Source organism: Leucogemmata humicola, from assembly GCF_055379415.1.
This window is the reverse complement of the sequence record NZ_AP040875.1, coordinates 4926934-4953187: the sequence shown is the minus strand read 5'-3', so window position 1 is coordinate 4953187 and position 26254 is coordinate 4926934. Positions and strand designations below refer to the sequence as shown.

Annotated in this window: 28 protein-coding genes; 6 read left to right on the top strand and 22 right to left on the bottom strand. The window is 62.9% G+C overall.

The annotated features are described in order from the left end of the window. Nucleotides 1-9: 9 nt before the first annotated feature. The 4 genes from AC6H4Z_RS21265 to AC6H4Z_RS21250 form a co-directional block, all read right to left on the bottom strand. Nucleotides 10-795, bottom strand: coding sequence for a FlgO family outer membrane protein (locus AC6H4Z_RS21265; protein ID WP_497543974.1), 786 nt, complete (start codon nt 793-795; stop codon nt 10-12). Between the two features lie 101 nt (nt 796-896). After that, a complete protein-coding gene (locus AC6H4Z_RS21260) occupies nt 897-1346 on the bottom strand; it encodes a c-type cytochrome (protein ID WP_497543973.1) in 450 nt (149 codons plus the stop codon). Between the two features lie 5 nt (nt 1347-1351). After that, complete coding sequence (locus tag AC6H4Z_RS21255; RefSeq protein ID WP_497543972.1) at nt 1352-3385, bottom strand: pyrroloquinoline quinone-dependent dehydrogenase; 2034 nt, start codon at nt 3383-3385, stop codon at nt 1352-1354. A 72-nt stretch (nt 3386-3457) separates the two neighbouring features. Beyond that, nucleotides 3458-3754: an FAM210A/B-like domain-containing protein gene (locus AC6H4Z_RS21250; protein WP_497543971.1), complete on the bottom strand. Its 297-nt coding sequence runs from the start codon at nt 3752-3754 to the stop codon at nt 3458-3460. A gap of 84 nt (nt 3755-3838) precedes the next feature. On the opposite strand from AC6H4Z_RS21250, the gene AC6H4Z_RS21245 reads away from it, so the two are divergent. The 5 genes from AC6H4Z_RS21245 (at nt 3839) to AC6H4Z_RS21225 (ending at nt 11880) form a co-directional block, all read left to right on the top strand. After that, nucleotides 3839-5797 carry a DUF2339 domain-containing protein gene (locus AC6H4Z_RS21245; protein ID WP_497543970.1) on the top strand — a complete coding sequence of 653 codons (1959 nt, stop codon included), beginning with the start codon at nt 3839-3841 and terminating at the stop codon, nt 5795-5797. A gap of 91 nt (nt 5798-5888) precedes the next feature. After that, on the top strand, nt 5889-8306 hold the full coding sequence (locus AC6H4Z_RS21240) for an ABC transporter permease (RefSeq protein ID WP_497543969.1): 2418 nt from the start codon (nt 5889-5891) through the stop codon (nt 8304-8306). Next, complete coding sequence (locus tag AC6H4Z_RS21235; protein ID WP_497543968.1) at nt 8306-8815, top strand: DinB family protein; 510 nt, start codon at nt 8306-8308, stop codon at nt 8813-8815. Before AC6H4Z_RS21240 ends, AC6H4Z_RS21235 begins: the two co-directional genes overlap by 1 nt. Before the next feature lie 118 nt (nt 8816-8933). Beyond that, the gene (locus AC6H4Z_RS21230) at nt 8934-9236 is read left to right on the top strand and encodes a PadR family transcriptional regulator (protein ID WP_497547073.1); all 303 of its coding nucleotides are present in this window, start codon (nt 8934-8936) and stop codon (nt 9234-9236) included. Nucleotide 9237: 1 nt separating this feature from the next. After that, entirely contained in the window at nt 9238-11880 is a 2643-nt protein-coding gene (locus AC6H4Z_RS21225) for an ABC transporter permease (protein ID WP_497543967.1), read from the top strand. 1 nt (nt 11881) lies between these two features. On the opposite strand, the gene AC6H4Z_RS21220 is transcribed toward AC6H4Z_RS21225, so the two are convergent. The 8 genes from AC6H4Z_RS21220 to AC6H4Z_RS21185 all read right to left on the bottom strand — a co-directional run bounded on the left by AC6H4Z_RS21220 (nt 11882) and on the right by AC6H4Z_RS21185 (nt 18041). After that, nucleotides 11882-12415, bottom strand: coding sequence for a DinB family protein (locus AC6H4Z_RS21220; protein ID WP_497543966.1), 534 nt, complete (start codon nt 12413-12415; stop codon nt 11882-11884). Next, nucleotides 12412-12792, bottom strand: a complete 381-nt coding sequence (locus AC6H4Z_RS21215; protein ID WP_497543965.1) for a VOC family protein — start codon at nt 12790-12792, stop codon at nt 12412-12414. Before AC6H4Z_RS21215 ends, AC6H4Z_RS21220 begins: the two co-directional genes overlap by 4 nt. A gap of 26 nt (nt 12793-12818) precedes the next feature. Beyond that, nucleotides 12819-13328, bottom strand: coding sequence for a metal-dependent hydrolase (locus AC6H4Z_RS21210; protein ID WP_497543964.1), 510 nt, complete (start codon nt 13326-13328; stop codon nt 12819-12821). Between the two features lie 15 nt (nt 13329-13343). Continuing rightward, nucleotides 13344-13763 carry a DUF120 domain-containing protein gene (locus tag AC6H4Z_RS21205; protein ID WP_497543963.1) on the bottom strand — a complete coding sequence of 140 codons (420 nt, stop codon included), beginning with the start codon at nt 13761-13763 and terminating at the stop codon, nt 13344-13346. A 3-nt stretch (nt 13764-13766) separates the two neighbouring features. Beyond that, nucleotides 13767-14765, bottom strand: coding sequence for a VOC family protein (locus tag AC6H4Z_RS21200; protein ID WP_497543962.1), 999 nt, complete (start codon nt 14763-14765; stop codon nt 13767-13769). A gap of 75 nt (nt 14766-14840) precedes the next feature. Beyond that, nucleotides 14841-16700: an LVIVD repeat-containing protein gene (locus AC6H4Z_RS21195; protein WP_497543961.1), complete on the bottom strand. Its 1860-nt coding sequence runs from the start codon at nt 16698-16700 to the stop codon at nt 14841-14843. A gap of 23 nt (nt 16701-16723) precedes the next feature. Continuing rightward, the gene (locus AC6H4Z_RS21190) at nt 16724-17365 is read right to left on the bottom strand and encodes a DUF305 domain-containing protein (RefSeq protein ID WP_497543960.1); all 642 of its coding nucleotides are present in this window, start codon (nt 17363-17365) and stop codon (nt 16724-16726) included. A gap of 238 nt (nt 17366-17603) precedes the next feature. Then, a complete protein-coding gene (locus AC6H4Z_RS21185) occupies nt 17604-18041 on the bottom strand; it encodes a hypothetical protein (protein WP_497543959.1) in 438 nt (145 codons plus the stop codon). Between the two features lie 211 nt (nt 18042-18252). Here AC6H4Z_RS21185 and AC6H4Z_RS21180 point away from each other — a divergent pair, with 211 nt between their 5' ends. After that, complete coding sequence (locus AC6H4Z_RS21180; protein WP_497543958.1) at nt 18253-18837, top strand: dihydrofolate reductase family protein; 585 nt, start codon at nt 18253-18255, stop codon at nt 18835-18837. A 6-nt stretch (nt 18838-18843) separates the two neighbouring features. Here AC6H4Z_RS21180 and AC6H4Z_RS21175 read toward each other — a convergent pair whose 3' ends face one another. The 10 genes from AC6H4Z_RS21175 to AC6H4Z_RS21130 form a co-directional block, all read right to left on the bottom strand. After that, the gene (locus tag AC6H4Z_RS21175) at nt 18844-19668 is read right to left on the bottom strand and encodes a DUF3471 domain-containing protein (protein ID WP_497543957.1); all 825 of its coding nucleotides are present in this window, start codon (nt 19666-19668) and stop codon (nt 18844-18846) included. 5 nt (nt 19669-19673) lie between these two features. Further along, complete coding sequence (locus AC6H4Z_RS21170) at nt 19674-20078, bottom strand: DUF1801 domain-containing protein (protein ID WP_497543956.1); 405 nt, start codon at nt 20076-20078, stop codon at nt 19674-19676. Nucleotides 20079-20108: 30 nt separating this feature from the next. Next, complete coding sequence (locus tag AC6H4Z_RS21165) at nt 20109-20594, bottom strand: VOC family protein (protein WP_497543955.1); 486 nt, start codon at nt 20592-20594, stop codon at nt 20109-20111. A gap of 28 nt (nt 20595-20622) precedes the next feature. After that, nucleotides 20623-21036 carry a VOC family protein gene (locus AC6H4Z_RS21160; RefSeq protein ID WP_497543954.1) on the bottom strand — a complete coding sequence of 138 codons (414 nt, stop codon included), beginning with the start codon at nt 21034-21036 and terminating at the stop codon, nt 20623-20625. A gap of 80 nt (nt 21037-21116) precedes the next feature. Beyond that, a complete protein-coding gene (locus AC6H4Z_RS21155) occupies nt 21117-22106 on the bottom strand; it encodes an alpha/beta fold hydrolase (RefSeq protein WP_497543953.1) in 990 nt (329 codons plus the stop codon). 221 nt (nt 22107-22327) lie between these two features. Next, nucleotides 22328-23062 (bottom strand): BPL-N domain-containing protein, encoded by a 735-nt coding sequence (locus tag AC6H4Z_RS21150; RefSeq protein WP_497543952.1) that lies wholly within the window; start codon nt 23060-23062, stop codon nt 22328-22330. Nucleotides 23063-23169: 107 nt separating this feature from the next. Beyond that, nucleotides 23170-23454 carry a hypothetical protein gene (locus tag AC6H4Z_RS21145; RefSeq protein ID WP_497543951.1) on the bottom strand — a complete coding sequence of 95 codons (285 nt, stop codon included), beginning with the start codon at nt 23452-23454 and terminating at the stop codon, nt 23170-23172. A 45-nt stretch (nt 23455-23499) separates the two neighbouring features. Further along, the gene (locus AC6H4Z_RS21140; RefSeq protein ID WP_497543950.1) at nt 23500-23907 is read right to left on the bottom strand and encodes a hypothetical protein; all 408 of its coding nucleotides are present in this window, start codon (nt 23905-23907) and stop codon (nt 23500-23502) included. A gap of 85 nt (nt 23908-23992) precedes the next feature. Beyond that, a complete protein-coding gene (locus tag AC6H4Z_RS21135) occupies nt 23993-25555 on the bottom strand; it encodes an amidase (RefSeq protein ID WP_497543949.1) in 1563 nt (520 codons plus the stop codon). Next, a complete protein-coding gene (locus AC6H4Z_RS21130; protein ID WP_497543948.1) occupies nt 25552-26073 on the bottom strand; it encodes a mycothiol transferase in 522 nt (173 codons plus the stop codon). The genes AC6H4Z_RS21135 and AC6H4Z_RS21130 overlap by 4 nt, the downstream gene beginning before the upstream one ends. Nucleotides 26074-26254: the final 181 nt, after the last annotated feature.

Here is a 26254-nt window from a genome sequence, read left to right as displayed (position 1 = left end):
GACTGAGAGCTAGTGCTGCGGCGGACGACGGATCAAACCGCCGATCCCCGATTTGATCTTGTCCTTCGCCATGTCTGCCGCGGTGCTACCCGCGCGACGCTTCATGTCGGAGAACGCCACACGCAGCAGCATCGAATTCGGTGAGGCCGCCACGGCCGGGCCCATCTTTATGACGGCACCACTGTAGTCCTGCTGATCGAACAGCGCCAACGCTTGCGAGTACGATGTCATCGTCGAGACATTGTCGATGCGGTTGGCCTTCTGCTGCGCGTCGACTTTGCTCTGTTCTTCAGGCGACAGCGCGAGCCCCAGGCCGTCGATCAGCTTGTTGGCGAGCGCCTGCTCGAGGTCGAAAAACTTGTCTTGATCGCCGGTCACCTGTGCGGTCTTCACGACCTCGCCCGTCTCGACACGCACCACGCGCGTATCGATGCGCATCTTCGGCTTCACGCTCGCGAACGATCCAACGACGACGTACTGCGCGCCGATCATCTTCCCGGTTCTCACCGCGGTCGTCGAATCGAAGTACCGAGTGTGTTGGAGCTCCGACTCCTTGATCAGGTCCTGCATTCGCTCGCGCTCGACGAGCTGAATCTCCGGAACCACAGACAGATCGCTGATCATCATCGACGAGATGCCCTTACCGAGCGGATCGTTGTCGGATGAGCCTGTATAGTTGTCGAAATAGAGAATCGCCACGGTCTTCTTCGGTGCCGGACTCGGCACTGGTTCCGTCGAGCGCGTGGGAATTCCGAGAGTAGCGACAAGAAACAGCGTCAGTACGGGGCGCAGCATGGAGAACCCTGGCTGTTGGGGTGGCTTCCGTGCGATGAATGTATGCGTTCCCGGGCCTAGCGGCGAGGAAAAAAATCTGCTGCTGACTCCGATTGGCGCGACTACGGCTTCGCGGCCTGAACCAGAATCTCCTTCAGGCGCTCGGTCTCCTTGGGTAGATCCGCCGCGCCGGCAGGGAAGCCGTTCACTTTCAGCATGTACGCCATCACATCTGTCACGAGCTGGCGATCGTAGATACCGACGCTGTCCGACGGCATCGTCGTACGAATCCGTTCCTGAAGCTCGCTCAGCGGAACGCCATTCCAGTTCCCTAAAAACGCTCCGCCCGTGAGCGGTGGCGACTGGTCGGCTCCGCTGAGCGAGGCCTGATGGCAGCGCGCGCACGACTTCACGTACGCTGTTTCTCCGCGCGACGCTTGGGCGGCCGTATAGACGCTGTCCCACACCGTGCGGTCGGCGGTGCGGAGTGGGGCATGGCGCTGCTGCATCGTTGGCACCATTGCCATGACCACGCACGCGCCGATGAAACCCGTCAGCCTGCGATCTGCCATTTGCGTCAGCGCCCCGCGCCGCCCGGAAGCCGCAGCGCGATGTACTCCCCAGAGTACGGCCCGCCGCTCACCGCCACGACGATGTACTGCTTGCCGTTCACCGAGTACGTCATCGGTGAGCCGCTCACCGGAGCTGGGAGCAGCACGCCGCCCACCTCCTTGCCGGTCGCTTTGTCGTAGGCGCGCAGCATTGCGCCGCGCGCACGATCTGGCGGCGACGTGACCTGCGCGTCGCCAGCGATGACGAGCGACTTCGTGACGAGCGTGCCGACAATGAAGCCCGGCTGGCCGGTACGCGGAATGGTCATGCCCTTGAGCAATTCGTGATTGCGAACGGCATCGGGCGTCTCACCGTGCGGCACCTGCCAGGTGATTTCGCCGCGGTCGAGATTGATCGCGCTGATCGTTCCGTACGGCGGCTTGAAGATCGACAGTCCTTGCACCGTGAGACCGCCTCGACCGCCGCCCGGCTGTGGCGCGACGCCGCCTATCCAGTTCATGTCCGATCGGTCCTTGGTCGGTTGAACCAGACCGAGAATCGCCGGTGCGGCGTTCGACGCAGCGACGTACACGGTGTGGGTTTCGGGATCGAACGCACCGCCCGGCCAATTCGTTCCGCCGTTCGTTGGGCCACGCGTGAGCGTAGCAATCGGACCGTCCGCCTTGCTGACGACCGGCGGCGTGAAGATAGGTCCGAGCTTGTACCGCGACGCGAGCGCAACAGCTTGGGCCTTGAGATCGGGCGTGAAGTCGATGAGGTCATCGAGCGACGTGCCGTTCTTCGCGTACGCCGCAGGCTTCGTCGGAATCGGCTGCGTTGGTGAATACCACTCGCCGGGCACGTCGCCCTTTTCGACGGGTTTCTCTTCGAATGGCCAAACGGGCTTGCCGGTCACGCGATCGAAGACGTACAGAATTCCCTGCTTGGTCGGCGCAGCCACTGCCTTGATTGCTTTCCCATCGACGGTGATGTCGGCGAGAATTGGCGCGGCAGCGAGGTCGAAATCCCAGATCGGGTGATGCACAATTTGATAATGCCACTTCTTGACACCCGTGCGGAGGTCGAGACACACCAGGCTCTCGCCGTACAGGTTGTTGCCCGGCCGATGGCCGCCGTAGTAGTCGCCCGTCGGCGATTCGACCGGCAGGTATGCGAGCCCGAGCTCCTCGTCGATCGTGATCTGCGTCCAGACGCCGGTGTTGCCAGTGTATTCGGCTGATCCGTCGAGCCACGTGTCGTAGCCTGGCTCGCCTTTTTGCGGAATGGTGTGAAACGTCCAGAGGCGCTGGCCTGTGCGCACGTCAAAGCCGCGGACGTAGCCTTTGTTGTTCTTATAACTCTTCGGAGCTGTGCCCTCGCGGAACGCCGCGCCAATGATCACGACGTCGCGCCCGACGACCGGTGCGCCCTGGTATCCGATCTCCCCCGTGATGAGATCGGGCAGGATGGTCTGATCGATGTCCGTTTTGAGATCGACAGAGCCGTTGGTACCAAAACTCGGAACGACCGCGCCCGTCCTTGCGTCGAGTGCGATGAGTCGATAGCCCGGTGTGACGTACAGAATTCGCGCGTCACGGCCGTCGGTCCAGTAAGCCAATCCGCGACCGGACAGGAGCCGCGGAGCCGCAGCGCCACGTTCGCCCTCGTCTTCGCGATGAACCCAACGTTGTACTCCGGTGACTGCATCGACCGCAACGACTGCGCGATTCGTTCCGCCCGTCGTGTACAGAACGCCGCCAACCATCAGCGGCGTTCCTTCGAGCTTGTATTCAGGACGAGGGCCGAGCGAGTCGGTCTTGAAGCGCCACGCAACTTCGAGCGTGCTGAAATTGCCCGCCGAGATCTGATCGAGCGGCGAATACCGAGTGCCACGCGTGTCACCCGTGTAGCTCGGCCACTCACCCTTGCTCGTCGTGAATGGCGCAGGGTCTTTCGCGGCGGCTCGGCCGGCCTGTTGCGCGCCGCCAAGTGTGGGGCCAACGAGCAGCGAGAGCGCGACTAGCGAGGGCGTGCGGATCGACCGAAAAACGCTCGACACGTGGTTTCCTGTTCTGTAGTGGGTTCAGCCGGGAAGATGGCGCCGGCCGCACGGAACCGGAATATCACGGCGTCAGGTTGGCGGCGTTTCGCGAGGTGGCGTGGAGACCGTCCGTCCGGTTACGCGCTCGTAGAGTCGCGCGACCAATGGCGTAAGGAGCACCGTGACGGCAATACGGATTGGCTGCGTGAGTTTCGTGATGATATAAGCGGCGGCAAACGTGCCTGCCTTTCCACCAGCACTCGCAGGCGCCCATCCCGCGCGCAATGCCAGCCACACGCCGGCCAAGACGAGAAAAAAGATTGCGAGGTAGAGAACGACCGCCACCGCGCCATATTCCGTGAGCATCTGCTTGAGCGTCTTCCGCATTAGGCATCTTAATCGGAGCCGCCCCAATCGACGACTCGTGGCCCGTGTGCCATACTACATGGTGCAGTCTACAAGACGAGCCACATGACTTCGCCGCCAACGCTCGAGTCGCGACTAGCTCGCGTCGAACAGGTCATCACCGCACTCTCTCGTGAGGTCGCGGCGATTCGCGCGGAGCTCGGATCTCCAGCCTCCGCGCATGAACAGCCTGAGGTTGCGTCGCCGAGCGTCGCCTCTCCCGTGAGCCGGCCGCCTCGGGACGTGCGTTCGCTCGACTTCGAGCGACTCCTCGGCCGCTACGGAATGCTTGGCATTGCCGTGTTCGCTGCCGTCGCGGCGGTCGGAACGTTTCTGAGTTGGGCGATCACACACGGCTATCTCGTGCTTGGGCCGGCTGCTCGTGTGCTGCTCGGACTAGGGTTCGCTACTGGCATCAGTTTCTGGGGACTCAGGCTTCGACGCACCGAACGATCGTTCGGCTCGAGCCTGATCGGCCTGGCGCTCGTCATCGTGCTCGTGTGCGCATACGCCGCCGGTCCATCGTTTCATCTCGTTCCTACGTGGCTCGCGTTCGTTGGAACCGCGGGCGTCGCGTGGGGGCTCGCGCTCTTCGCTCGCGCGCAGGACGATGAGCCGCTCTGGTGTGTCGCATTCGGGGGAGGTGCCCTCGCGCCGTTCGTGACGAGCGATGGACGCGGCAGCCTGTACGCGCTGCTCGTGTACGGACTGGTTCTGCTCATCTTCGGATGCTTCGGCATTGGCGATCGTCGCTGGCCCGTCGCGTGGCGCGTGTTCTACCTCGCGTCGGCGTTGCTTGCCCTGGCGAGCGATTGGCTCGCGCGTGTGCTTGGCGCGCCGGCGCTGATCGCGACGATCGCATTTCCGCTCATGGTCGGCGGCATGGGCGTACTGCCGTTCGCCCCAGTGTCGCGAAAGCGAGCGGCGCTCCGCTGGCTCGCAATCCTCGCCTTTATCGCATCGGCCGGCGCCGACCTCGGTTTGTATTCCACGCTGCACGCCGCGTGGACCGCCGCCGAGCAGTGGCAGATCGCGGCGACCATCGTTGCTGCCGCGCTGCTCTGGCTGGCGATCATCGATCAGTCGTCGCACGTCGAGCAATCGAGCCTATTGGCCGCGACCGCCAAGCGTCACGCATTGCTCGACTGGATCGATGTCGCGTTCCTTCCGCTGCTGTTCACCTACCAGGCGGCGAACGTGCTGTCGTCGTCAGGGCGTTCGACGATCGTCTACGCGGCCGCCACCGTGGTGCTCTTCGCATTCATGTGGCGTCGGCCGGTTGGCTCGGCGCGCGATGCAGCCGCGTTTGCCTTTTTTACCATCGTGCTCGCATCGCTCACCGAGTGGGCGCCGCCGGATGGAGCGATTCGCAACGGCCTGTTGCTCGGACTCGCGCTGGTCGCGTTGGTCTTGCACGCGCTCCGGCCGAGTCGGAGTTGGGTCACAATGGGCGCGGGTGTGCTGTTGCTTGCGATCACCATGAGTGTCACCGCGCTCGTTCAGCGGCCGATTTACGCCTTCACACCACTCACGACTCTTCCTTCGCTGACGTCGCTTGGCGCAGTCGTCGTCCTCGTGATCATCGCGCGCTTCAAGCGCACGCTCTTCGACGCGACGTGCGTTGCGATGGGAGACCGTCCGCGCCGAACGTACGCAAACGGCGTTCGCGCAATGCTTCACGTCGTCGCCGCGGCGCCGTGGGTTTGGACGTTCCTCTGGGTGTTGATCGAGCTGTCTATGGCGTACAGCGCTAGCACATCGACGCTGTTGCTGGTGACCTACTTTGCTGCGACGGCGGTTGCGAGCGTCGCGGCGGGGCGATTGCGAAATGCGCCACGCGTTCGCCAGATCGGGCTCGCGTTGGCGGTCGCTGCGGCGGGAACGTCGGTCTACGGTGCCAGCACGTACTTCGACAGCGGGGTTCGGATCGTGGCGTATCTCGTCACGAGTGCCTTCCTGCTCGGGATCGCGTATTGGTATCGGCAGCCCGGCGCGTCTACGAGTGCCGCGGAGCACCTGGCGTAAGGTTTTCGCTTCGAGGTAAAGCGCGGCCCAACGTTCTGGGCTCGGCGCATGTCCAAGGGGTCGACCCTGCCTTCGGATCAAAACCGACCAAATGCGCTCTTTCTTCGCCGACCTCGCCTCCGACGCGCACTTCGCGGTGCGCTCTCTTCGCCGCCGTCCGACCTTCGCCATCGTCGCGATTTCCACGATCGCGCTGGCGATTGGCTCGGCGACGTCCATCTACAGTGTCGTCGACGGCGTGCTCTTTCGATCGCTGCCCTATCACGACAGCGGCAAGATCGTGTCTGTCTGGCAGACCGACACGGTCCGAAAGAAGCAGGCGCTGCTCTCGAAATCCTGGGATCGCGTGCCGCTCGACTACACGGATTTCATCGAGTGGCGCGCGAAGCAGACGTCGTTCGCGGCCGTTGGCGCGTGGGCCGGATGGGGCGCGATGGTCACCGGCGACAACGGCATCGAGCCAGTGACCGGCGCGCGCGTCAGTCCGGGACTGTTCGAAGCACTCGGCGTCCGTGCCGTTATTGGCCGCACGTTCTTGCCCGGCGAAGATGTCATCGGTGGACCCGCTGTCACGATGCTTTCCTACGAGACGTGGGCGTCGCGCTATGGCTCGCGGCAGAACGTGCTCGGCACAACTGTGAAGTTCGATGACCAGCCGTATGAGATCATCGGCGTGCTTCCGCCAGGTTTCACTCTCGTACGCGGTCAACCAGGCGGGCAGTTCTGGGTTCCGGCCGGCCAGGAGAAGGGCGACGTCGGAATGCACAACCGCAGCTTCCACGCGATCGCTCGGCTCAAGCCCGGTGTGACGCTCGAGCGCGCGAACGTCGAGTCCGAGCAGTTGCTAAACTCGAGCAACCCGGACGTTCGCAAGGGCGTGCGCATCGCCGACTTCCTGCGCGACGAAACGCGCGACGTTCGCGCGCCGCTGCTCATGCTACTCGGCGCCGTCGGACTGCTGCTGCTCATCGCGTGCGTCAACATTGCCACGCTGCTGCTCGGCGAAGCGGCTACGCGCGACGTGGAGATGAGTGCGCGCGCTGCACTCGGCGCGAGTCGCGCGCGCATCGTCCAGCAGTTGCTCACCGAGAGCGTGCTTCTCGCTGGCGCTGGATCAGTCCTCGGCGCTCTGCTCGCGTGGTGGGGAACGAAGGCGATCGTCGCGCTGGCTCCGGATAGAATTCCGGGGATTCGGTTGGCACATGTCGACGGACGCGTGCTTCTCGCCACGCTCGTTGCCGCCGCGGTAACCGGACTGCTCTTCGGACTTGCCCCCGCGTTGGCACTGGCCGACTCCGGACCCGCGGCGCTGCTGCGCGGCGGACAGACCGTGCGAGGCCGCGGGCGTTTGCAGCGCGCCATGATCGCCGTGGAGCTCGCGCTGTCAGTCATGCTACTCGTCGGCGCCGGTTTGCTCTCGCGCAGCCTTCAGAAACTCTCATCGGTCGATCCGGGTTTCCGCACGGAAAATCTGCTCACTGTGCAAATGTCGGCGCGCGGCAGGTATTGGGAGGACACGATTCGCCTGCGCTCGTTCTTCGAACGGCTCGAGCCACGCCTTAAGGCGATCCCCGGTGCAACCGCGGTGGCATTCACGACAACAATTCCGTTTTCGGGCGGAGCTAGCAGCAGTCCGTATCTCTTGGTGGGCGAGGGCGATGCAGAACGCAAGACACACAAGCACGAAGTCCAGCAGCGCACCATATCGATCAACTACTTCTCGATGATCGGCATTCCCGTGATCGCCGGCCGTGCCTTCTCCGCGGCCGATCGCTCTGGAGCGCCGCTCGTCGCCATCATCAGCGAGGCTGCAGCGCGCCGAGATTTTCCGACTGAAAGCGCGATTGGTCAGCGCGTGTTGTATCAGGGGCTGTGGCGGACGATTGTCGGTGTCGTTCGCGACGTGAAAGTGACGCGCCTCTCTGCCGCCGATCTTCCGTCGATCTACACGCCGTTGCCGCAGCGCAATGATCTGCCCGGCATCCTCATTCGGACGCGCAACGACGCGGCGGGTGTGACCGCCGCCGTCGACGCTGCGGTGCGCGAGACCGATCCGACCTTCGTACCCGGTAAGGCCGAACTCATGGAAGATCTGGTGCGTCGCTCGTTCAGCGAAGAACGCTTCCGTACGGCGCTGATTCTTCTCTTCGGCGCCATCGCGCTCGTGCTCGCTGCCGTCGGCATGTACGGTGTCACTGCGCGCGCCGTCAGCCATCGGACGCGCGAAGTTGGCATTCGCGTCGCACTCGGCGCCACCGCGCAGCGCGTCATCGCCATGATTGTGCGTCAGACGCTAATTGGCGTGTCGCTCGGCGCTGCTGCAGGAGCGGTGATGGCGTTCGCGGGTGCGCGGCTGCTTACGCCGTACATGTATGGCGTGACGGTATACGATCCCTTCACGTACCTAACGATCTTTGCGCTCCTCGGCGCGGTGAGTGTTGTCGCAAGCTGGATTCCGGCGCGACGTGCTGGCTATGTTCAGCCGGCAAGCGTCCTGAGAGGAGAGTGATGGCCGAAACGGAGTGGTGGCAGCGCGGACCTGTCGACGGCGTGCCTGCGGTCTTGCAGCCCGTCGCGCACATTCTGCTGCAGGTCCGCGAGAGCGTCGGAGAGCTCGTGGACGGATTGACCGAGGCGGACTACAACGCGCGCCCGGCCGGCGTGGCGTCGGTCGCATTTCACGTCCAGCACATTCCAGGCGTGATCGATCGATTGTTCACGTACGCGCGTGGCCAAACGCTGAATGCCGAGCAGTTCGCTGCGCTCAAACGCGAACGTGAGCCGCTGACTGCGGCGGAGATTGCCCCGGCGATTCAGGCATTGAACGATCGGGTCGACGCAGCGGTCGACGAACTTCGAACGGTCGATATCGCGACCCTCGGAGATTTTCGCGGCGTGGGCCGCGCTCAACTGCCGTCGACCGTGATCGGCTGCCTCGTCCATGGCGCCGAGCATTCGATGCGGCACGTTGGCCAGCTGTCGGTCACGGCGCGCGTCGTGAGGGCCGCACGTAGCTAATGGCCGTGTCGTACCACTCTCCTTGACAGGCTAGGAGAGTGGTCGCATCCTCCTAGTCAACCTAGGAGAGAGTGCCGCCGTGCTGAAACCCACCGAGCTCCTGCCCGGAACGCTCGACATGTTGATCCTCAAGGCCGTGTCGTTGAAACCGCTCCACGGTTACGGGGTCTTGTTGCGCATCGCGCAGATCTCCAAGGAAGCGCTGCAGATTCCGCAGGGCTCGCTGTATCCCGCGCTGTACCGCTTGCACCAGCAGGGGCTGATCGAGTCCGAGTGGGGAGAAAGCGACAACAATCGTCGCGCCAAGTTCTATTCGATCACCGCCGCTGGCCGTCGCCGACTCAAGGAAGAGCGCGCGAGCTGGGACCGACTCGCCGCCGCAATCGCTGCGGCGATGAACGCCACGCCGAGCGAGATCTGACATGCTCAGACATCTGCGTGCTGCGGTCGTTCGCGTGGGCGGACTGTTTGCTGGCCGACGCGCCGACGCCGACCTCGACGCCGAGCTGAACGCGCACCTCGAACTGTTGATCGCCGACAACGAACGTCGCGGCATGTCGCCGGCCGATGCTCGGCGCGAAGCGTTGCTCGCCTTCGGTGGAGTCACCATTGCCGCTGAATCGGTTCGCGAACAGCGCGCCATACCCTGGGTCGAGAGTACTGCGGCTGACCTTCGATATGCTGTGCGCGCACTGAAACGCAGCCCAGTGTTTACCGTTGTCACGATCGCAACGTTGGCACTCGGCATTGGCGCCAACACCGCCATCTTCAGCGTCGTGAACGGTGTGGTGCTACGCCCGCTGCCGTATCCTGAGCCTGATCGACTCGTCGCGATCACGTCGACCATGCGCGGCACGAGTTCCGCCGTCTCCGCCCGCGATTTCATGGACTGGCGGGAGGCCACACATGCCTTCGACGGTCTCGCCGCATCATTCGACGGTCAGACTGTTCTCACGGGCGACGGCGAACCCGAGCGCATCACGCAGGCGCGCGTGACCGCCAACACGATGAGTGTTCTCGGACTTCGCCCGCTGCTCGGCCGAGGCTTCGCTGTGGGCGAAGATGCTGTCTCTGCACCGCGCGTCGCGATGTTGAGCGAAGGGTTTTGGCAACGACGGTTCGGTGGAGATCCGAATATCGTCGGCCGAAAAATTCTCCTCGACGATCTTCCGACACTGGTCATCGGCGTTGCACCGGCGGCCATGGGATGGCCAGAACCTGTTGAGGTCTGGCTCACGACGCGCTTTACCGACCGCGATCTCGCACAGAATGCGCGCGGCGCCCGGTGGATTACAGTGATCGGCCGGCTTGCCCCAACGACATCGCTCGGACAGGCGCGCGCGGAAATGGGCGCGATTGCTCGTCGAATCGAGCAGCTGGATCCTGTTCACAATACCAACGTGGGAGTCGCGCTCACGCCACTGCTTGCCGACATCGTCGGCAGCGTTCAGAAGCCACTATTCGTCCTGCTCGGTGCCGTCGGATGCGTGCTACTCATCGCCTGCGCAAACGTCGGCGGTCTGATGCTCGGACGACTCGCCGCTCGCGACTCTGAGTTGGCGGTGCGTACGGCCCTCGGCGCAAGCCGCGGGCGAATCGCACGGCAGATTCTGACCGAGAGCTTGCTCGTTGCCGTCGTTGGCGGTGCAATCGGACTGATGCTCGCCGTCGCCGGAATCAGAGTTCTGAAATCGATTGCACCGGCCGAGCTTCCGCGCCTTGACGCGATTCGGCTCGACGGCTCGGTGCTGGCGTTCACTTTCGCTGTGACTACGCTGACGGCGCTCCTGTTTGGCGCGATCCCAGCGCGCAAAGCGTCGGCTGGCGACCTCCATACGCGCCTTCGCCGGGCGGGTCGCACGGTCGGCCATTCGCCGGGCGCGCGGACTCGTCGCTTGCTCGTTGTCGCCGAAGTGGCGATTGCAATCGTGCTGCTCACCGGCGCGGGCCTTCTGTTGCGAAGCTTCGCGCAACTCCGACAGGTCGATCCTGGTTTCCGCTCTGAAGGTGTCTCGACGTTTGCCGTGGCGCTGCCTCCGACGCGCTACGCCACGACGGAGAAGCAGCGCCAATTCTCCGCGCGGTTACTCGAGGGAATTCGACGCCTCCCCGGCGTCACGGCCGCTGCCAACACGATCGATCTCCCGCTGAGTGGCCAGCGACTCGGCTTCACCTTCACGATTCGGGGCCGAGCGCCGGCGGATCCGCGCAATGAGCCGCGCGCACAGGCTCGCGTCGCAAGCGAAGAATACTTCTCCGCGATGGGAATTCCGCTGCTTCGCGGCCGCACGTTCGCGGCACAGGATCGAATCGATGCACCGCAAACGCTGATCGTCAGCGCCGAGGTGGCACGACGGTACTTTCCTGGCGAAGACCCGATCGGAAAGTACATCGAAACGGGTTGGTCGAATGAAGGGCGAAAGTTTGGCGGCGAGATCGTTGGCGTCGTCGGCGATGTTCGGCAGGATGCGCTCGATCGCGGGCTCACGCCGCACATCTACATGTCGTACGACCAATGGCCGCTCGATGAATACGACATCGTCGTTCGTTCAGCGACGGAGTCCGGTCGCGTGTTGAGCGCCATTCGGTCCGTTCTCAAAACGATCGACGCCGATGTCCCAATGAATGGCGCACGATCGCTCGATGACATCGTGGCTGCGTCACTCGGCGCGCGACGTTTCTATCTCACGCTGCTCGCGACGTTTGCGGCCGTTGCGATGGCCCTCGCGCTCGCTGGCATCTACGGCGTGATCGCCTACGGAGTACAGCAGCGTCGTCGGGAAATCGGAATTCGACTCGCACTCGGCGCGTCGCGCGAGCGCGTGCTAGCAATGGTCGTCACCGACGGACTTCGGCTGGCTGCGTTGGGCGCCGCGCTTGGTGTGCTGGCCGCGCTTCCTCTCACGCGCTTGCTCAACGCCCTCGTTTATGCCGTTGGCACGCGTGATCCGTTCACCCTCGTTGCGGTGCCGACACTGTTGATCGTTGCCGCCGGGCTGGCGTGCTTGCTGCCCGCACGGCGCGCGGCGCGTCTCGATCCCGTGGAGACGATCCGCGCCGACTGAGTTAGCGATCCATCACAGGCAGATACGCGCGCCAGGGGCCGATCGCATCGCGGTACTGCGTGGCCATGACGCGCGCGATTTGGGCGATGTGTCCGAGATCATGCGCGACCCACGTCGCGAGTAGTTGCCGGAGCGACACCGTCCCAAACGCGGGATGCTGGCCCTCGAGTGCGAGCTGCGCATCGGTCAGCTTCCAGTCGCGGAGTGTGTTCAGGTTGTCAGCGCGGACGCGGGCGAATTCGTCGAGCAGATCACCGAGCGACTTGCCCTCGCTCTCGCGGAACTGTGCGAACCGATCGTAGGGTTCAAAGCGTCGGTCCTCGCCTTGCGCGAGGATGATGCGTGCACGCGTGAGCCAGTCTGATCGCTCACCGTGAATGAGATGACCCACGATCACGTACGGACTCCACGTCTCGGGGCCTTCGGTTCCGTCGATCCATTCTGGCGGAAGACCTGACAGCATCGAGCGCAGTGTCGGCGGAGTGCGTTCGAGAACGGCAACGCCGGTGGTGATGTCGAATTCCATCGATGTCATGAGGCGTGCATGGACGACGGTTCTTGATACAGACCGATCACGTTGCCGGCCGGATCGCGAAAGCGCGCAGTAATCTCGGGAGCGTCTGCGCCAATCGGTTGCACGATCTCTCCTCCGAGGGCGATCACTGTGTCGATCGTTGCCCCGACGCTGTCGACCATGATGTAAACCATCAAGCCGGGTTCAGTCGCTGGCTTACGACCCACTACCCAGCTCCCGCTAACCTCGCCCGTTGCGTCATCGAATGCAGTGCTGCCGTTGCCGCGCTGGCGAATCTTCCAGCCAAACGCTTTTGCGTAGAACTCTGCGGAGCGAGCGATGTCGACTGCAGGTATCTCGAGATAGCAGATCTTTCCGTTCGCGAGTGTCGGCGGCATTGGAGGTATTCCTCGCTGCGTGAGTGCTACGCTGTCTTCGGGGCCGCCTCAGTTCTGAGCAGCCATCCTTTCGTCCACAGCCGAAACATCAATAGCCCCGGAAGCCAGAGAATGAGGATCTCCGGCAAAACTTCGGCGAACGGCTGCCATGGCGACTTCCATCGCGTGGCCGACAGTGGTGCAAAGAAGGCAACGCCTTCGCCGTAGTCCGCTAGCATATCTAGAAGGCCGTGCGACGCCACCACGAGTGTGACATATGCCGCGAACCGCCAAGGATTGACGCCCAGTCCGCGCATCCTGACAAATGCCAAAGCCAGTCCACCAACCGCGATCGCAAACCATACGGAGTGAGTGATTGCACGGTGCCCGCCGAGAAACATCAAGTCGCCTCGGCCAAAGGGTCGGCCGATCGCATCGATGTCGGGTAGGGCGGCGGCGATTGCGACGCCGATCAGCGTTGCCCGCGACACCGGTGTGTGTTTCAACATCGGGGTCAGTAAGACGGCAACGGATCCGTGCGCGATCGAAGAGGGCATTGAATTCCTTGTTGCTCACCCGGCTAATGCGCGTTCGCTCAATTCCACTTCGACGATTGATCCATCCACGAGACCGTACGTCGAACGCAGATTCCTGCCCGCGATGACTTCTACCACCCACGGGTCGGGCCGTTCCCTCGCCGCTGTCGTAGGAGTCCATAGCCAGGCTGGCTCCTTAGAGAGATTCACCAGCACGCACGGCACCAGGAGGATGTCGCGTTCACCGCCATACTCGGCGCGGCCGAACCAGATTGTCCGACGCTGAATGTCAGGCGTGAACCAGTCGAATGATTCCGGCAACGCAAGATTCAACGAGCCAGGAAAGACCGCGGTGGCGACCTTACGCGAATAGGCCTCGTTGAAAAGCGCTAGCCAATGCGAAGCGTCTCCCTTGCCCGCCTGCACTCGCCCGACGAATCGATTTGTCGTCGACACGTTCTACGCGGTCGCCGCTTCGTGAAGCAGCATCCACGACGTTCCGAACCGATCTCGAAGCATCGCGAAGCGCCGTGCGAAGAACGTCTCCTCCATCGGCATGAAGATCTGTCCGCCGTCCGACAGCAGCGCATAGATCCGCTCGGCCTCTTCGACGCTCTCGAGCATGAGCGTGAGATACGCGCTGCGCATTGGCTGAAAGCGATGCGGCGGAATGTCTGCGCCGATGAGCATTGTGTCGCCGAGTTCGATGCGTGCGTGCAGAACAGCGTCCTTCCACTCCGGCGGAACCTTGTCGGCGTTTGGCTGTTCGCTATGCGTCGTGATCATTGTGATTTTTCCGCCGAGGTGCTCGGCGTAGAATTCAAACGCCTGCCGACAGTTGCCGCCGTAGTTGAGATACGTGTAGAGCTTCATCGAGTATCCTCGGTGGATTGCGGCGTGGGTTTTGGACGGCGGAGACTCCAATTCGGCGAACGGGATTTCGGGCTCGATCGGCGCGTATACGGAGTGAAAATCCTCTGGTCGTAGCCAATCGTGTCGTAAGACCGCGTGTCCCGCCGCGCGAACGACAGTAGCAACTCCGGGTTGATCTCGACTCAGCGAATCGAGCGCCGACTCGATGAAATTGTTGGCGTCGATGCAGGCGTCGTTTCTCGGACCGTAGCTCTTCGTTCGGCGACGCAATGGCTTGACGGATGTCGCCGGATCGGCGGTTTCGAATTCCAGTGCGAGCTCGCCAACGATCGCCATACCGCTAATCGCCGCTCGCCCAGCCCCGTTGATGATTCGCATAAACAGGGGTGGTTCCGGCAGCGTGAACGGCCCGAACGACTTCGCGAAGATGAGTGCACGGTCGATCAGCGCGCTGAACGAAGGGCCGTTGAGCGCTGCACACCTCGCGTCGATGCGACTCCACGCATCCGGGGGCAACTGTGCAACTCGATTGCCGAATTCGACGAACAGCGGGACGTGTTCGTCGAAGCTTCGCCTTACATTCATGATTTGAATAGAATCAAAAAACCCACACCATGACAGTGTGGGTTCTTTGAATTCTGTCCTACCGTAACGAAGCGCTTACTTCGAAGCCGCCGCGAGACGCTTGATCTCAGACGACATCGCCTTCACGCGCGCCGAGTCCTTGGCGCCGTTGACGTCCTTGTCGACTTCCGCTGCGAGCGCGGTCAGCGACTTGCCACGCGCAGCGCCAGTCTGCTTCTCAGCCGCGGCGAGCGACGCCGAGATGGCGGTCGTACGCGCCGTCGCGAGGCCGTTGTTGCGCACGAGCTGATCGAGATACGAGCGGATGACGGGGAACGCCGCCGGCCAGACGATCTTCGGCTGGCTCTGCGGATTGTATTCCGTCATTCGGACGAGCTTGGCTGCGGCGAGTTCGTTCGCGGACAGCTTGTCGGTCGGCAGCATCTCGAGAACGTCGAAACCGCGAGCCAACTCGGACGAGTAGACGTAGCCGTTCCAGTAGTACGCGCCCCACGAGCCACCCGTCGTGTAGCGGCTGCGGCCACCAGCGGCGACGGTGTCAGCCGGCGCATCGACTGGTCCACGGTCGAAGAACGCAATTTCGAACGGATGATCGGGGTCAGTGAAATCGCTGACGTCGATGCCGCCCTGATACCAGCCCTGAACCATGATGTCGCGGCCAGGAACCGGAATGAGTCCGCCGTTGTGAGACACGCAGTTTTCCTGCGCGCTCTGCGCCGTCGGAATCTTGAAGTACGCATGCTCCGTGTACTTCTTGCCACCTTCGATCGTGAGGACGGTGTTGCCGCCCATTTCCATCATGCTCGTCGCCTGGCAGTTCGGAGCCGTACCGCCGCCCCATTCGTCCGTGAACACGACCTTCGAACCGTCGTTGCTGAACACCGCCGTGTGCCAGAGCGAGAAGTTCGTGTCAGCCGCGGCGTCGAGACGCACCGGCTTTTCCGGATTCGAAACGTCGACGAGCAAGCCATAGCTGCCGCATGCGCCGGCGAGCAGGTGCATGGCCGGGTAAGCCGTCACGTCGTGGCAGTTTCTCGGACCGGTCGGCGTCGGATCAGGAACCGGTGCGCCAGCGGCGCCCGCCTGTGCCGCACCGGCGCGTCCTGCGCCACGGCCACCACGACCGCCACGTCCAGCACGCGCTGCTGCACGACTCGCAGCCGTGGGAGCCGGCATCATGCCCGTGAAGATGCGCGCGCCAGTCACGACGTCGGCATTCTCCGGGTGCGCGAGCGGAACCTTGATCACGTCGAGACGGAACATCGAGTTCGTCTCGTCGGCCGGATCAGTGCCGTTCTTGCAACCAGCAAGTTCGGTTTCCGGACGAGCGCCCTGACTCCCCGACACATAGAGGTAGATGACACCCTTGTCGGTCGGGCTCGGGATGATCGTGTGCGTGTGCGAGCCTTTGCACGTCTGCACGTTCTTGATGAGCTTCGGCGTCTTCGGGTTCGAAACGTCGTAGATGCGAACGCCGGCCATATGGCTCTTGTGGTCAGCCGTGTCTCTCACGCCGCCCTTCGCGCAATCCGTACGGTTGCCGTTGCCCTCGGCCGAGACGAAGAGCAGGTTGCCGTAAATCGACGGATCGCCCTGCGACGTGACGCACGGTACCACAGCGACCTTCACGGGCTTCGCCGGATTCTTCACGTCCCAAATCGAGAAGCCGGAGAAGTTGCCCTGGTAGACGTAGTTGCCGTGGAACGCGAGATCCGAGTTGATGAACGTGAGGCCTGCGACCGAGTCGAACTCGGCGGGCTTCGGCGTGAACGAGACGAGGCGCATCCCGCTGGCAGCCGTTCCGGCATCGAGACGGCCGGCTTTGAGTCCGTTACGCGGATCGTTGCCGGTCGGATAGGTCTGCGCAAACAGCATCGTCGCTGCTGCGAGCGTCAACGTGGCGGCAAGTAAGGAAGTCCTGCGAGCTTTTCCCATCAGGTGGATCTCCGGTGGTGGTCTCAAAGGTTGGCGAGCATTTGGTGCATTAAGTCGATCTCGGCGGTCTGAACTGTCACGACGTCGTTCGCGAACACCGAAACGTCGACGTCCTGCGCTGCCAGCGGTGAGGCAAGGAGATCCTCCACCATCTTGAGCGCGCCCTCATGGTGTTGGATCATGAGGTTGAGAAACTCTCTGTCGAAATCGGCGCCCTTCGAGGCGTCGAGGTCTTTGAGCTGCTGCGCCGTCAGCATTCCCGGCATCGTCATCGTTCGCCAGGATCCGGTGTCGGGCGCCGCTTGCTTGTGGGCGACGAGCCATTCCTGCATGAGCCGAATTTCCGCCTGCTGCGACTGATCGATCTTGTTGGCGAACTTCAGGACGCGCGGATTGGCTTGGCGCGCCGCGGCCATGCGAGACATGTAGATGGCCTGCGCGTGGTGCGCGATCATGCCCTGCATGAAGTGCACGTCCGCCGCGGTATACGTTGCGCCGGTGGGGATGGTCACCGGCATCGACATGCCGGCCATGCTCTGCTGCATCGGTGCGGCGGTCGCCGCAGCGGCAGCGGGTTTGTCAGCCGATTTTCCCGACGAGCAGGCGAAAACCAGCGGGGACAGGAGGAGTGCAGCGACTGCGCTGCGAGCCTTGGGTGTGTTCATGCTTCGACGTCTTTTCGCTATGGGGACGCACGGGGGGCCAACTGCCACGGTATCGTTCAGACAGGACCCGGGCTAGCGCGAGAGCGCTCACCTCGCGGGGCGACGCGGCTGAAATCGCACGTCCGCCGGCCGCTTCGAGATGCCTGCTGAAAGACGAACGTGCCACGACGCCCGAACGTTGCGCCGTCAGCGGTCAGGATGCCTGTGAAAAATCGGTCCTGACGCGCGAAGTCCGAGCTTAGCCGCGCCCGTTGTAAAAGCTGGGCTGTCCGCGTAGCTGCAACCCGAGATGCGCCACGAGTTCGACGCCAATGAAGCCGATTCCACCCATCCACCACGCCGCCCATTGCCCGGGCTCGAAATGCGCGAGCGTCATCGCCGTCAGCCACATGCCCAGTCCCATCACGCTGCCTCCGACGAACCACACTGCGATGCGCGTACCGACCTGAACCGCGCGCGCCGTGGACAGGCGCGGACGCAGCCAGTTGAGGAACCACAGCTCGAGCCAATGACCTCCGAGCGACACCCACAGCACCACGAGTATCGCGACCGGCCAGCGCGCGAGTCCGCCTCCCGTCAGGCGCGCGAGCAGCGCACCCACAATCAGCGCGATCGCAAATGTGCGCGTAATCGTGCTGCGAAGAGGTTCGCGAAATAGCTGCCAGTCTGTGGTCATCGGCATGACTCGAGTCAGTCGCAGCGGCCAAATAGATCGCGCTCCGGCGATCGCCGCTACCGTGTCGGCGCCGGCGGTAAAAATCGCCACGCGACATGTCGATTCTGGCCAGGCTCGTTCGACGCATAAGTGAAGGCCCGATTCGCCATCAACTGCGCGACGCTCGCGGCGCGAGGCGGACCCGACTACAAGCCCATCAACGGAGATTTGAATGCGAAAGCTGATTGTGTCCGAGTTCATGTCGCTCGACGGAGTAATGCAGGCGCCCGGAGGGAAAGATGAGGATCGAGACGGCGGATTCGAACACGGCGGGTGGACCATGCCTTACTGGCACAATGACATCGGCCAGAGCTTCGGTGCTTTAATGAAGGACACCGATGCATTCCTCCTCGGTCGCCGCACCTATGTGACACACGCCGACGCGTTCGAGCCCATGCCCGTGGGCGATCCCTTCGGCGACTTGATGAACGCGCCAAAGAAGTACGTCGTGTCTCGTACGCTCACAGAACCCAAGTGGCGTAACACGACGATCATTCGCGACAACGTGATCGAGTCCATCCGCGCGATCAAAGCAGAGCCGGGCAAGAACATTCTGACGGATGGCAGCAGTCAACTCGTGCATGCCTTGTTCGCGCACGATCTCGTCGACGAGTTGCACCTACTCCTCTACCCACTCACGCTCGGCGGCGGCAAGCGAGTGCTGCCACACGGGTTGCATGCGACATTCACGCTGGAGTCGGTGAGGCCGTATCCGAGCGGTGTCGTTGGGCTACACTATCTTCGGCAGCGCAGCTAACGCTTCTTATCGAAGCTTCTTCGCGGATCGGTTGCGCCCGAATTGGTGAAGCACGAGGCTCGACACCGATCCGCTCGCGTCGCGGACGAACGTGATCTGCGCATCGACGCTCTTGGCGAAAAAGTCGGCGTTGCTCTCGGGCCAAAGCTGCGCCGGCTCGCCTCCCAGACTCGACCGAACGAAGAGCGCACCGTTCTGCAGCGTGACGTCGAGTTCCATGCCCGCTGCCAACTCATAGACGCCGACGTATCGCGACAGCGTCGACACCGGCACCTCGATCGCCACACGCACTTTCGGAGGCAGCGCCGACGGCGGCACCATGCCGAGGAGGCGCATGTACCCGGAGATCTGGCTGTAGTGTTCTGCTAGGTCAGTCTCGAACGCGAGCAGAGTGCTGGCGAGCGCCGGCGAGTCGAGTTTGCTCACGCGCTCCAGGGCCGCGTCGCAAAAGCGCAGTGAGGCCTCGAGGCGGGCGACGAGAGTGTCTTTCGGCCACCGTGCCTTGATGGTGTCCGCCAACGAATCCTTCGAGGTCCTCGCGCGCTTCGCGGCACCGAGTCGCTCACACAGACTGTAATTCGCGTCCTCGAGGTGTTGCGCGATGTAGCCGACGGTCTGCTGCGGAGGCGTTGGCCGATAGTCATACCGCGCCGCCGGAATGGAGTCGAACGCTGCGACGAGTCGGCCGCCGAAGATGTCGGCGAACCTGACGAATTGCTGGATCACGCCATTCGGCGCTGGCGTCGACTGACCAGCGAGCGCCGACGGAAGCGCAAATGCGAGAATGAGTAGGGCGCGACGGTACGCGACAAGCTTCGATTGGTTGAGCACGTCCGTTACTCGGCCACTGTCAGACGAGTGACGATGTCTCGGTACGCGGCTGCGATGAGCGCGTCGAGCGATGGCGAGTCGAGATCAACGCCAGGTCTGATCTTCACGTGACGCATGTGCTTGCCAGTACCCTGCAACAGACCTGCCGGATCCGGCAGCGCTGCGCCATGAAAAAACCCAACGTTGACGTGATCCTTGAAGACGCCAACGTAGGCAAACGGCGCATCGTTTACGCATGCGGTGGCAAGCCCATCATGCATGAGTTCTCGAACGTCGGTGCCAGCCCGCCGAACGGCGGCAAACCACGTCCGCGCGATTGAGCCAAGCTCCTTCGGTTCCACATCGAACCACGCATCAATCGCGGGAGCGCGTTCGACGCCGCCGGTGAATCGCAGCAATGCAGGCACCATGAACTCCTCTACGATGATGATTGTTCAGCGCTAACCGCGCCGCGCTGCCTCGATTGCCGCGATGTCGATCTTCTTCATCCGCATCATCGCATCGAACGCGCGCTTGGCCGCGGCGGGATCAGGATCCGTGATGGCTTTCGTCAACGCAATCGGCGTGATCTGCCAGGACAATCCCCATTTGTCCTTGCACCAGCCGCATTGGCTTTCCTCGCCGCCGTTGTCGATGATCGCGTTCCAGTAGCGATCCGTTTCGGCTTGGTCGTCGGTCGCAACTTGAAACGAGAACGCTTCGCTGTGCTCGAACACCGGTCCGCCATTGAGTCCGATGCACGGAATGCCGATGACCGTAAACTCGACGGTCAACACGTCGCCCTTCTTCCCGGACGGAAAATCTCCCGGTGCGCGGTGCACCGCGCCGACGGTCGAATTGGGAAACGTCTTGGCGTAGAACCGCGCCGCATCTTCAGCGTCGCGATCGTACCACAGGCAAATCGTATTCTTCGCTGGGTTCACCACGTCAGGTCTCCATCAGGCGTTCATGATGCTAGGATGTCGCGGACTTGACGCGCTCGCGCTCCGGCGTCGCGAAATCGTAGAATACGCGAAATCGGTTCCCGTCCGGATCCGCTGCGGTGAATTCGTGCAGGCCCCACGACTTCGACTCAGGCTCGGACAACAGAATGGCGTTCGTCGAACTCCACGCGCGATGCAGATCATCGACCTGACCCTTGCTGTGCAAATTCAGCCAGGTCAACACGGGACTCGCATTGCCGTATGCTTCGCGGAAGCTTGGGCCGGCGAGGAAGAGCCGGCAGTGATCGCGCGAGATTCCCGCCAACGCGATGTCCGACGCGAGCCAATCGATGCTGAAGCTCAGCTTGTCACGGTAGTACTCCGTGGCCGCGACGAGGTCTGACACTGGAATTTCTGGCACCGCGCCCGGCAGTTCAGGAATCATGAACCTTCCTGGGATGGGTGTTGGATCGGATCTCGAATGACGATGCAAAATACCACGAACTGATGTGCTTCAAGGACTCGTCAGTCCGGCCCGCTCGGCAAGCCGTCGATGAAGGCGCGTATCTCGCGGAGGACGTCTGCCTCGTTGGACCGAAACACGAAGTGGTTCGCACGCGAAAGCCGTACGACCCGTGCCTGCGGAACGCCGCGCTCGAATGCGTTGACCTGCACCGCGGTCGCCGAATCCACCTCCGCAACGATCGCACGCATCGACGGGTCGTTCTCCGCACCGGGCGGGGCTGCTGGAGGCGATGCGAAGATTGCGAGTACGGCGCCGTGAATCTCCGTGTACTTTCGCTGCCCGGAAATGATCGCGTACGGAATCCGTGCAAGCGGACGCTGTGCCGGGCCATTTGGCGGCGACGGCTCCTGCAGGAGCAGTCGAAGTTCGTTCAAGAACTTCGGGAGGACGGTGTCAGCCAGTCCGACCATCGTCTTTCGCCTTTCCCGTGGACCGACGCCCGATCCGAATCGCAATGTGCCGAGCTGCCGGATGATCTCGTTGGCATCGATCGTCGGATTGCCGTGCGACGGATCATAAAACGCGTAATCGTAGCCGGCGTCGAGATACACGAGACCAGAGACCTTCTCGGCGTGGCGAGACCCAACGGAACTGAGTTCCTCCCCGGCCTGCGAGTGCCCAGCGAGCACAGGTCGCCGCAGCGCGAGCGAATCGATGACGGCCAGAACGTCGTCGCCGAGTGTGTCGGCGTCGTACCCGAACGGTGGCGAATCGGAGCGACCGAATCCCCGACGCGTCACGCCGTAGACGTGATAGTTCGCCGCAAGCTTCGGCGCGAACGTATCGAAGTCGTGAGCCGTGCCGCCCAAACCAGCGAGCAGGACAACCGGACGTCCTGATCCGCCCCAGTCGAGCACTTCCAACTGCACGTCTTTCTCGACGCGGACGAATCGTGTTTGGTGCGGCGAGGTATCTGGCGCCTTCTGTGCCTTTGTTGCCGACGCCGCGAGCGAGGCAACCATGCTGACGCAAATCAGCAGCAATCGCATTTGTACGCCCTCTGTTTTGTTCTTCGTCCGCGCCGTCGATGAGGTGGGTGCGGCCGCAAGGAAGACGTGTGCTGTCCTCGTCGCGCTGCCGTGGCGCGTCGCGCGAATGTACCGCTATCAAAATCCGGCGGGCATTAGATGCGCGTTACACTTTCATTAAGCGCGGAGTTCAATCCGCACGCGACAACGCGGAGTAGTTTCGACGACACGGAGGATGCCGATCAGTAGCGCGGCAGAGAGGAACGAGTCAACGCGGCTTTCACGAGTGTCTCGGCGTACATGTTCGCGATACTTGCCGGCGTCGTAAACGACAAGCCACGTCGCCAAGCTTCGGGCGCTTCGGGATGAACGCCCGCCAGAATCAACCATCCTTGGCCAGACGCCCCTTCGACTATGGCGGGTGTTCCATCAGGATACTTCCCGACCACCGTTCCCCAGCCCGAGAGTTCGGGACCATCCTCCCAGTATTGCTCGATCGGCGCGGCGTTGACGCCGGCAATCGGAATGATGGCTTTCCGAATCCCCCGATTCTCGGCGCTGTAGAAGCCGAATCGTACTCCCGAGGTAAGGTCAAAACTGTTGTAGTAGCCGTGGCCATTTCCAGCGAGGAAAGCTCCGGCGCAGATGCCGAGGTAGTTCACGCCGCCCTGCACGGCATCGTGAATCGCGGCCGTGGTGCGCGGCGTGAGGCTGGCGCTCATGTCGATGAAGTTCCCGCCCGGCACGATGATCAGGCGGTACGCCATGAGCTGGGGCGCGCTCATGCGATTCAGTTGCGATGACGTTGCGGTGGCGAACTCGAGATGGCCGCGTTCGAGGACTCTCTCGACCGCCGCCGCATCTCCGGCCGACGTTCCCGTTCCCGTGAACAGGAGAATCGGAGCATGAGTGCTCCGCGCCGATGGCTCGCAGGCAATCATGCCAATGGCGACGAGCAGGACCAAAACAGCGTGCATGTGGGGACTCGCGTGGTCTCGTGCGGGCATTGTGGTGGCGGTGGTCACTCGCTTCAAGGCCGACGCCCCTTTTCCTCAGAAGCTGTCGCACGGCCGGGTCAAAAGACTTAGTCCGACGCTGACGCGCGCCGAGGCGGTTCGATCGCAGCAAGGTCCACGCGCACCAGACCAGTATGGTCCGGGTTTACGACATAGCGAATGGTGTCGTAGCCGTCGGCGATGGCCTGCGTCAACCAAGCATCGACCCAATCATACGTCCGTACTGCGTCGCCGACCGAGTACTCGACGCACCGATCAGCGCAGTCGAGTTCCTCGATGAGCCACGCGACGGATTGCCATACTGCGCTCGCACTCGCGAAGCGGCGTGTGTCGCCATGCCGAAGATCGTGCATGGATAGTCCCCCTCAAGCAGTGTCGCGCAACCCCTCGCCAATATTTTATGGTGCGCGAACCGCCCGAACGTCGCGCACCTTCGTATTGTCGGAGAGTCGCAGTTCACCAACGAGGCTATCGTTGTGTGCGCGAAACTGCCAGGTGCCCAGCGGGATTGCACACGCCACCGATCCAGCTGGCGAGATGAAGTGGCAGGCAAGAACGCCCATCTCTTCTTCCTCGCCACGTACGATCTTTCGCGCGTCCACGGTGAGGCTGTCCGCGGCGTTCGTGCGCGCGATTCGATAGACGACGACTTCATCATTGCACGCTGAGGGGCGAACCAAGCACGTCGAGGTGCCGCGCCAAGTGCCTACGAGGGTCCGCGCCGCCGGTTGTGGGGATGGCGACTGAGCGCCGATCGCACCCGCGAGCAGACTCGCGACGGCAACGCTGGCAACTATAATTCGCATAATCTACTAAACTCTCATGCTCACTTGGGATGTGTCGAGCGCAGCCAACCGGCCGTCGAGGATGGCTGGACCTCGGGGTCGAACATCACACCGCATCCAGGTCGGGGTGTCGTCCGTGCCAGCTCGTCGCTTCCTCGTATGCGTTGGCGATACGGCAGAGCAGTGGTTCACTCAACCGGCGGCCAGCAAGTTGGATGCTGTAGGGCAGGCCGCCCGGCGAGAATCCGGATGGCAGACAGATCGTTGGCGTCCCAGCCAGGTCCATCGGTGCGGTAAAGTCCATCGCGCGCGGCGCGGCCGCGCCCCAAGCTTGGTGAAGCCCGGCGGCCGGACCTGTCTGAATGGCTCGCGTCACGCGCCATGCGGGAGCGCCGCCGGCCGGACACGCCATAGCGTCAACCGAGTCGAGCACTGCGGCGAATTGTGCGTTGAGTTTTGAACGCGTCGTCCGGGCCTGGGCGAGATGCTCGGGCGCCACACGCGCTCCATCCGCGAGAAAGTCGCGCATGTAAGGACCATACTCGGACGCGTGCGACGGATATGTCGCCGCCTGTGATTGCGCCATCTCGGCTGCCGCGATGGTCCGCCAGGTATCGAGCAACGCCGACAGGTCGGGCATACGGACATCGACGATCCGCGCGCCATGAGACGCGAGCACGCGGAGCGCTTCTTCGAGTGCGGCCGCATCGCCTGCGTCAACACCTTCTAGCGCGTACTTCCGATCGATGCCAATCCGGACGCCGCGTGCGTCCTGTGTGAGATCTCTAAAAGCGTTCGGCGGCGGCGCGTCCAGTGACGTGGCGTCGTTGGGATCGCGTCCCGCAATCGCATCAAACAAAATGGCGACGTCGCCCACCGTGCGCGCCATCGGCCCCACATGATCGAGCGAGTCGGCGAACGTCAGCACGCCGTATCGGCTCACACGACCATACGTCGGTTTGAGTCCGACGATGCCATTCGCCGAAGACGGAAACCGAATTGAGCCACCGGTATCGGTGCCGAGCGACGCGAAGCAGAGTCCCGCCGCTGTCGCGACGCCCGACCCGCTCGACGAGAGACCGGGCCAGTAGTCGGTATTCCACGGATTACGCGGCACGCCCAAGGTTGGACTGTATCCGGCCGACGCGACCTCCGTGAGATTCAGCTTTCCGAGGATCACAGCGCCGGCGGCACGCAACTTTGAGACGACCGTCGCATCGAAACTCGGCACGAAGTCCTTGTGCGCCAACGATCCACCCATCGTGGGGACGCCTGTCGTATAGAAGAGATCCTTCACCGCGATCGGCACGCCGTGGAGCGGCCCGCGGTAATTGCCGGCGGCGATTTCGCGCTCCGCGGCGCGTGCATCGGCGAGCGCCTGACCGCGCATGATCGCCGCGTAGGCCTCGAGGATCGGATCGAGCTTCGCGATGCGATCGAGCATGTGTTGCGTGAGCTCTACCGGCGAGAGTTTGCGTGTCGCAATGAGCTGTGCGACTTCGCGGAGACTCAGGTAGTGCAGCGCGTCAGCACCGCTGTTTGCGTCCGACCGAACAAATGACAACCGATCGAATGGAATGAGCGCGCCGGCGGCCAGGAGTCCGAGTGCATTGCGGCGAGACATCGCCGTTGCTGGACGCGTTGAAGATTCGTTGTCTGGCGTTGTCATGGCGATCGGTGCGGAAGGCGGGCTCGCAACCAGCGCATCTGCCCACGATGGTTGATCTCATCTTCGGCGACGTGAAACCACGCCCAATGCATGTTGATCCTCGGCGCGGCGCTGACGGTTCTATCCAACCAAGCGTCGTCGCGTGAGGCGAGCGCTTCTAGAGTCGCCTCGCGTACCTTCGCCAACTGTTCCAGATAGTGCTCCAATGGCTCGCCGCGCAATGCTCGCTGGCCCTCGGATCCGAGCTTCAACGGGATCGCCCACGTCACGTTCTCCTGCGACGACAAATTGCGGTCTTCGAAAGTGAGGATCTGGTAGGCGCGTTCTACCGCGACCACGTGGGCCAGGAGTGCACCGATCGAATTACTCCGATCATCGTGCAGATGATCCAGTTCAGGGATGGTCATTCCCTCGACGGCGGCAATCGTGGTGGACCGGGCGTATGTGAGCATGCCGACGAGTCTCCCGATTGCCGGCGCGTAGCCTGCTAGTGGTTCGATCCGCAGCGGTTCTGGCATCAACAAGAAAGGGTTGGTGTCACCTAACGGCGAGCCTCACTGATTGCGGTCGAAGATGCGCCCAATCTCCGCTCGATCGGTTGTGCGCGTCAACGCGAGAGTGAGAAGCACTCGTGTCTTTTGCGGGTTGAGAGGAGCGCGGCGGCGCGCGCCGGCAGAAGGACGAAGTTCATATCAGATA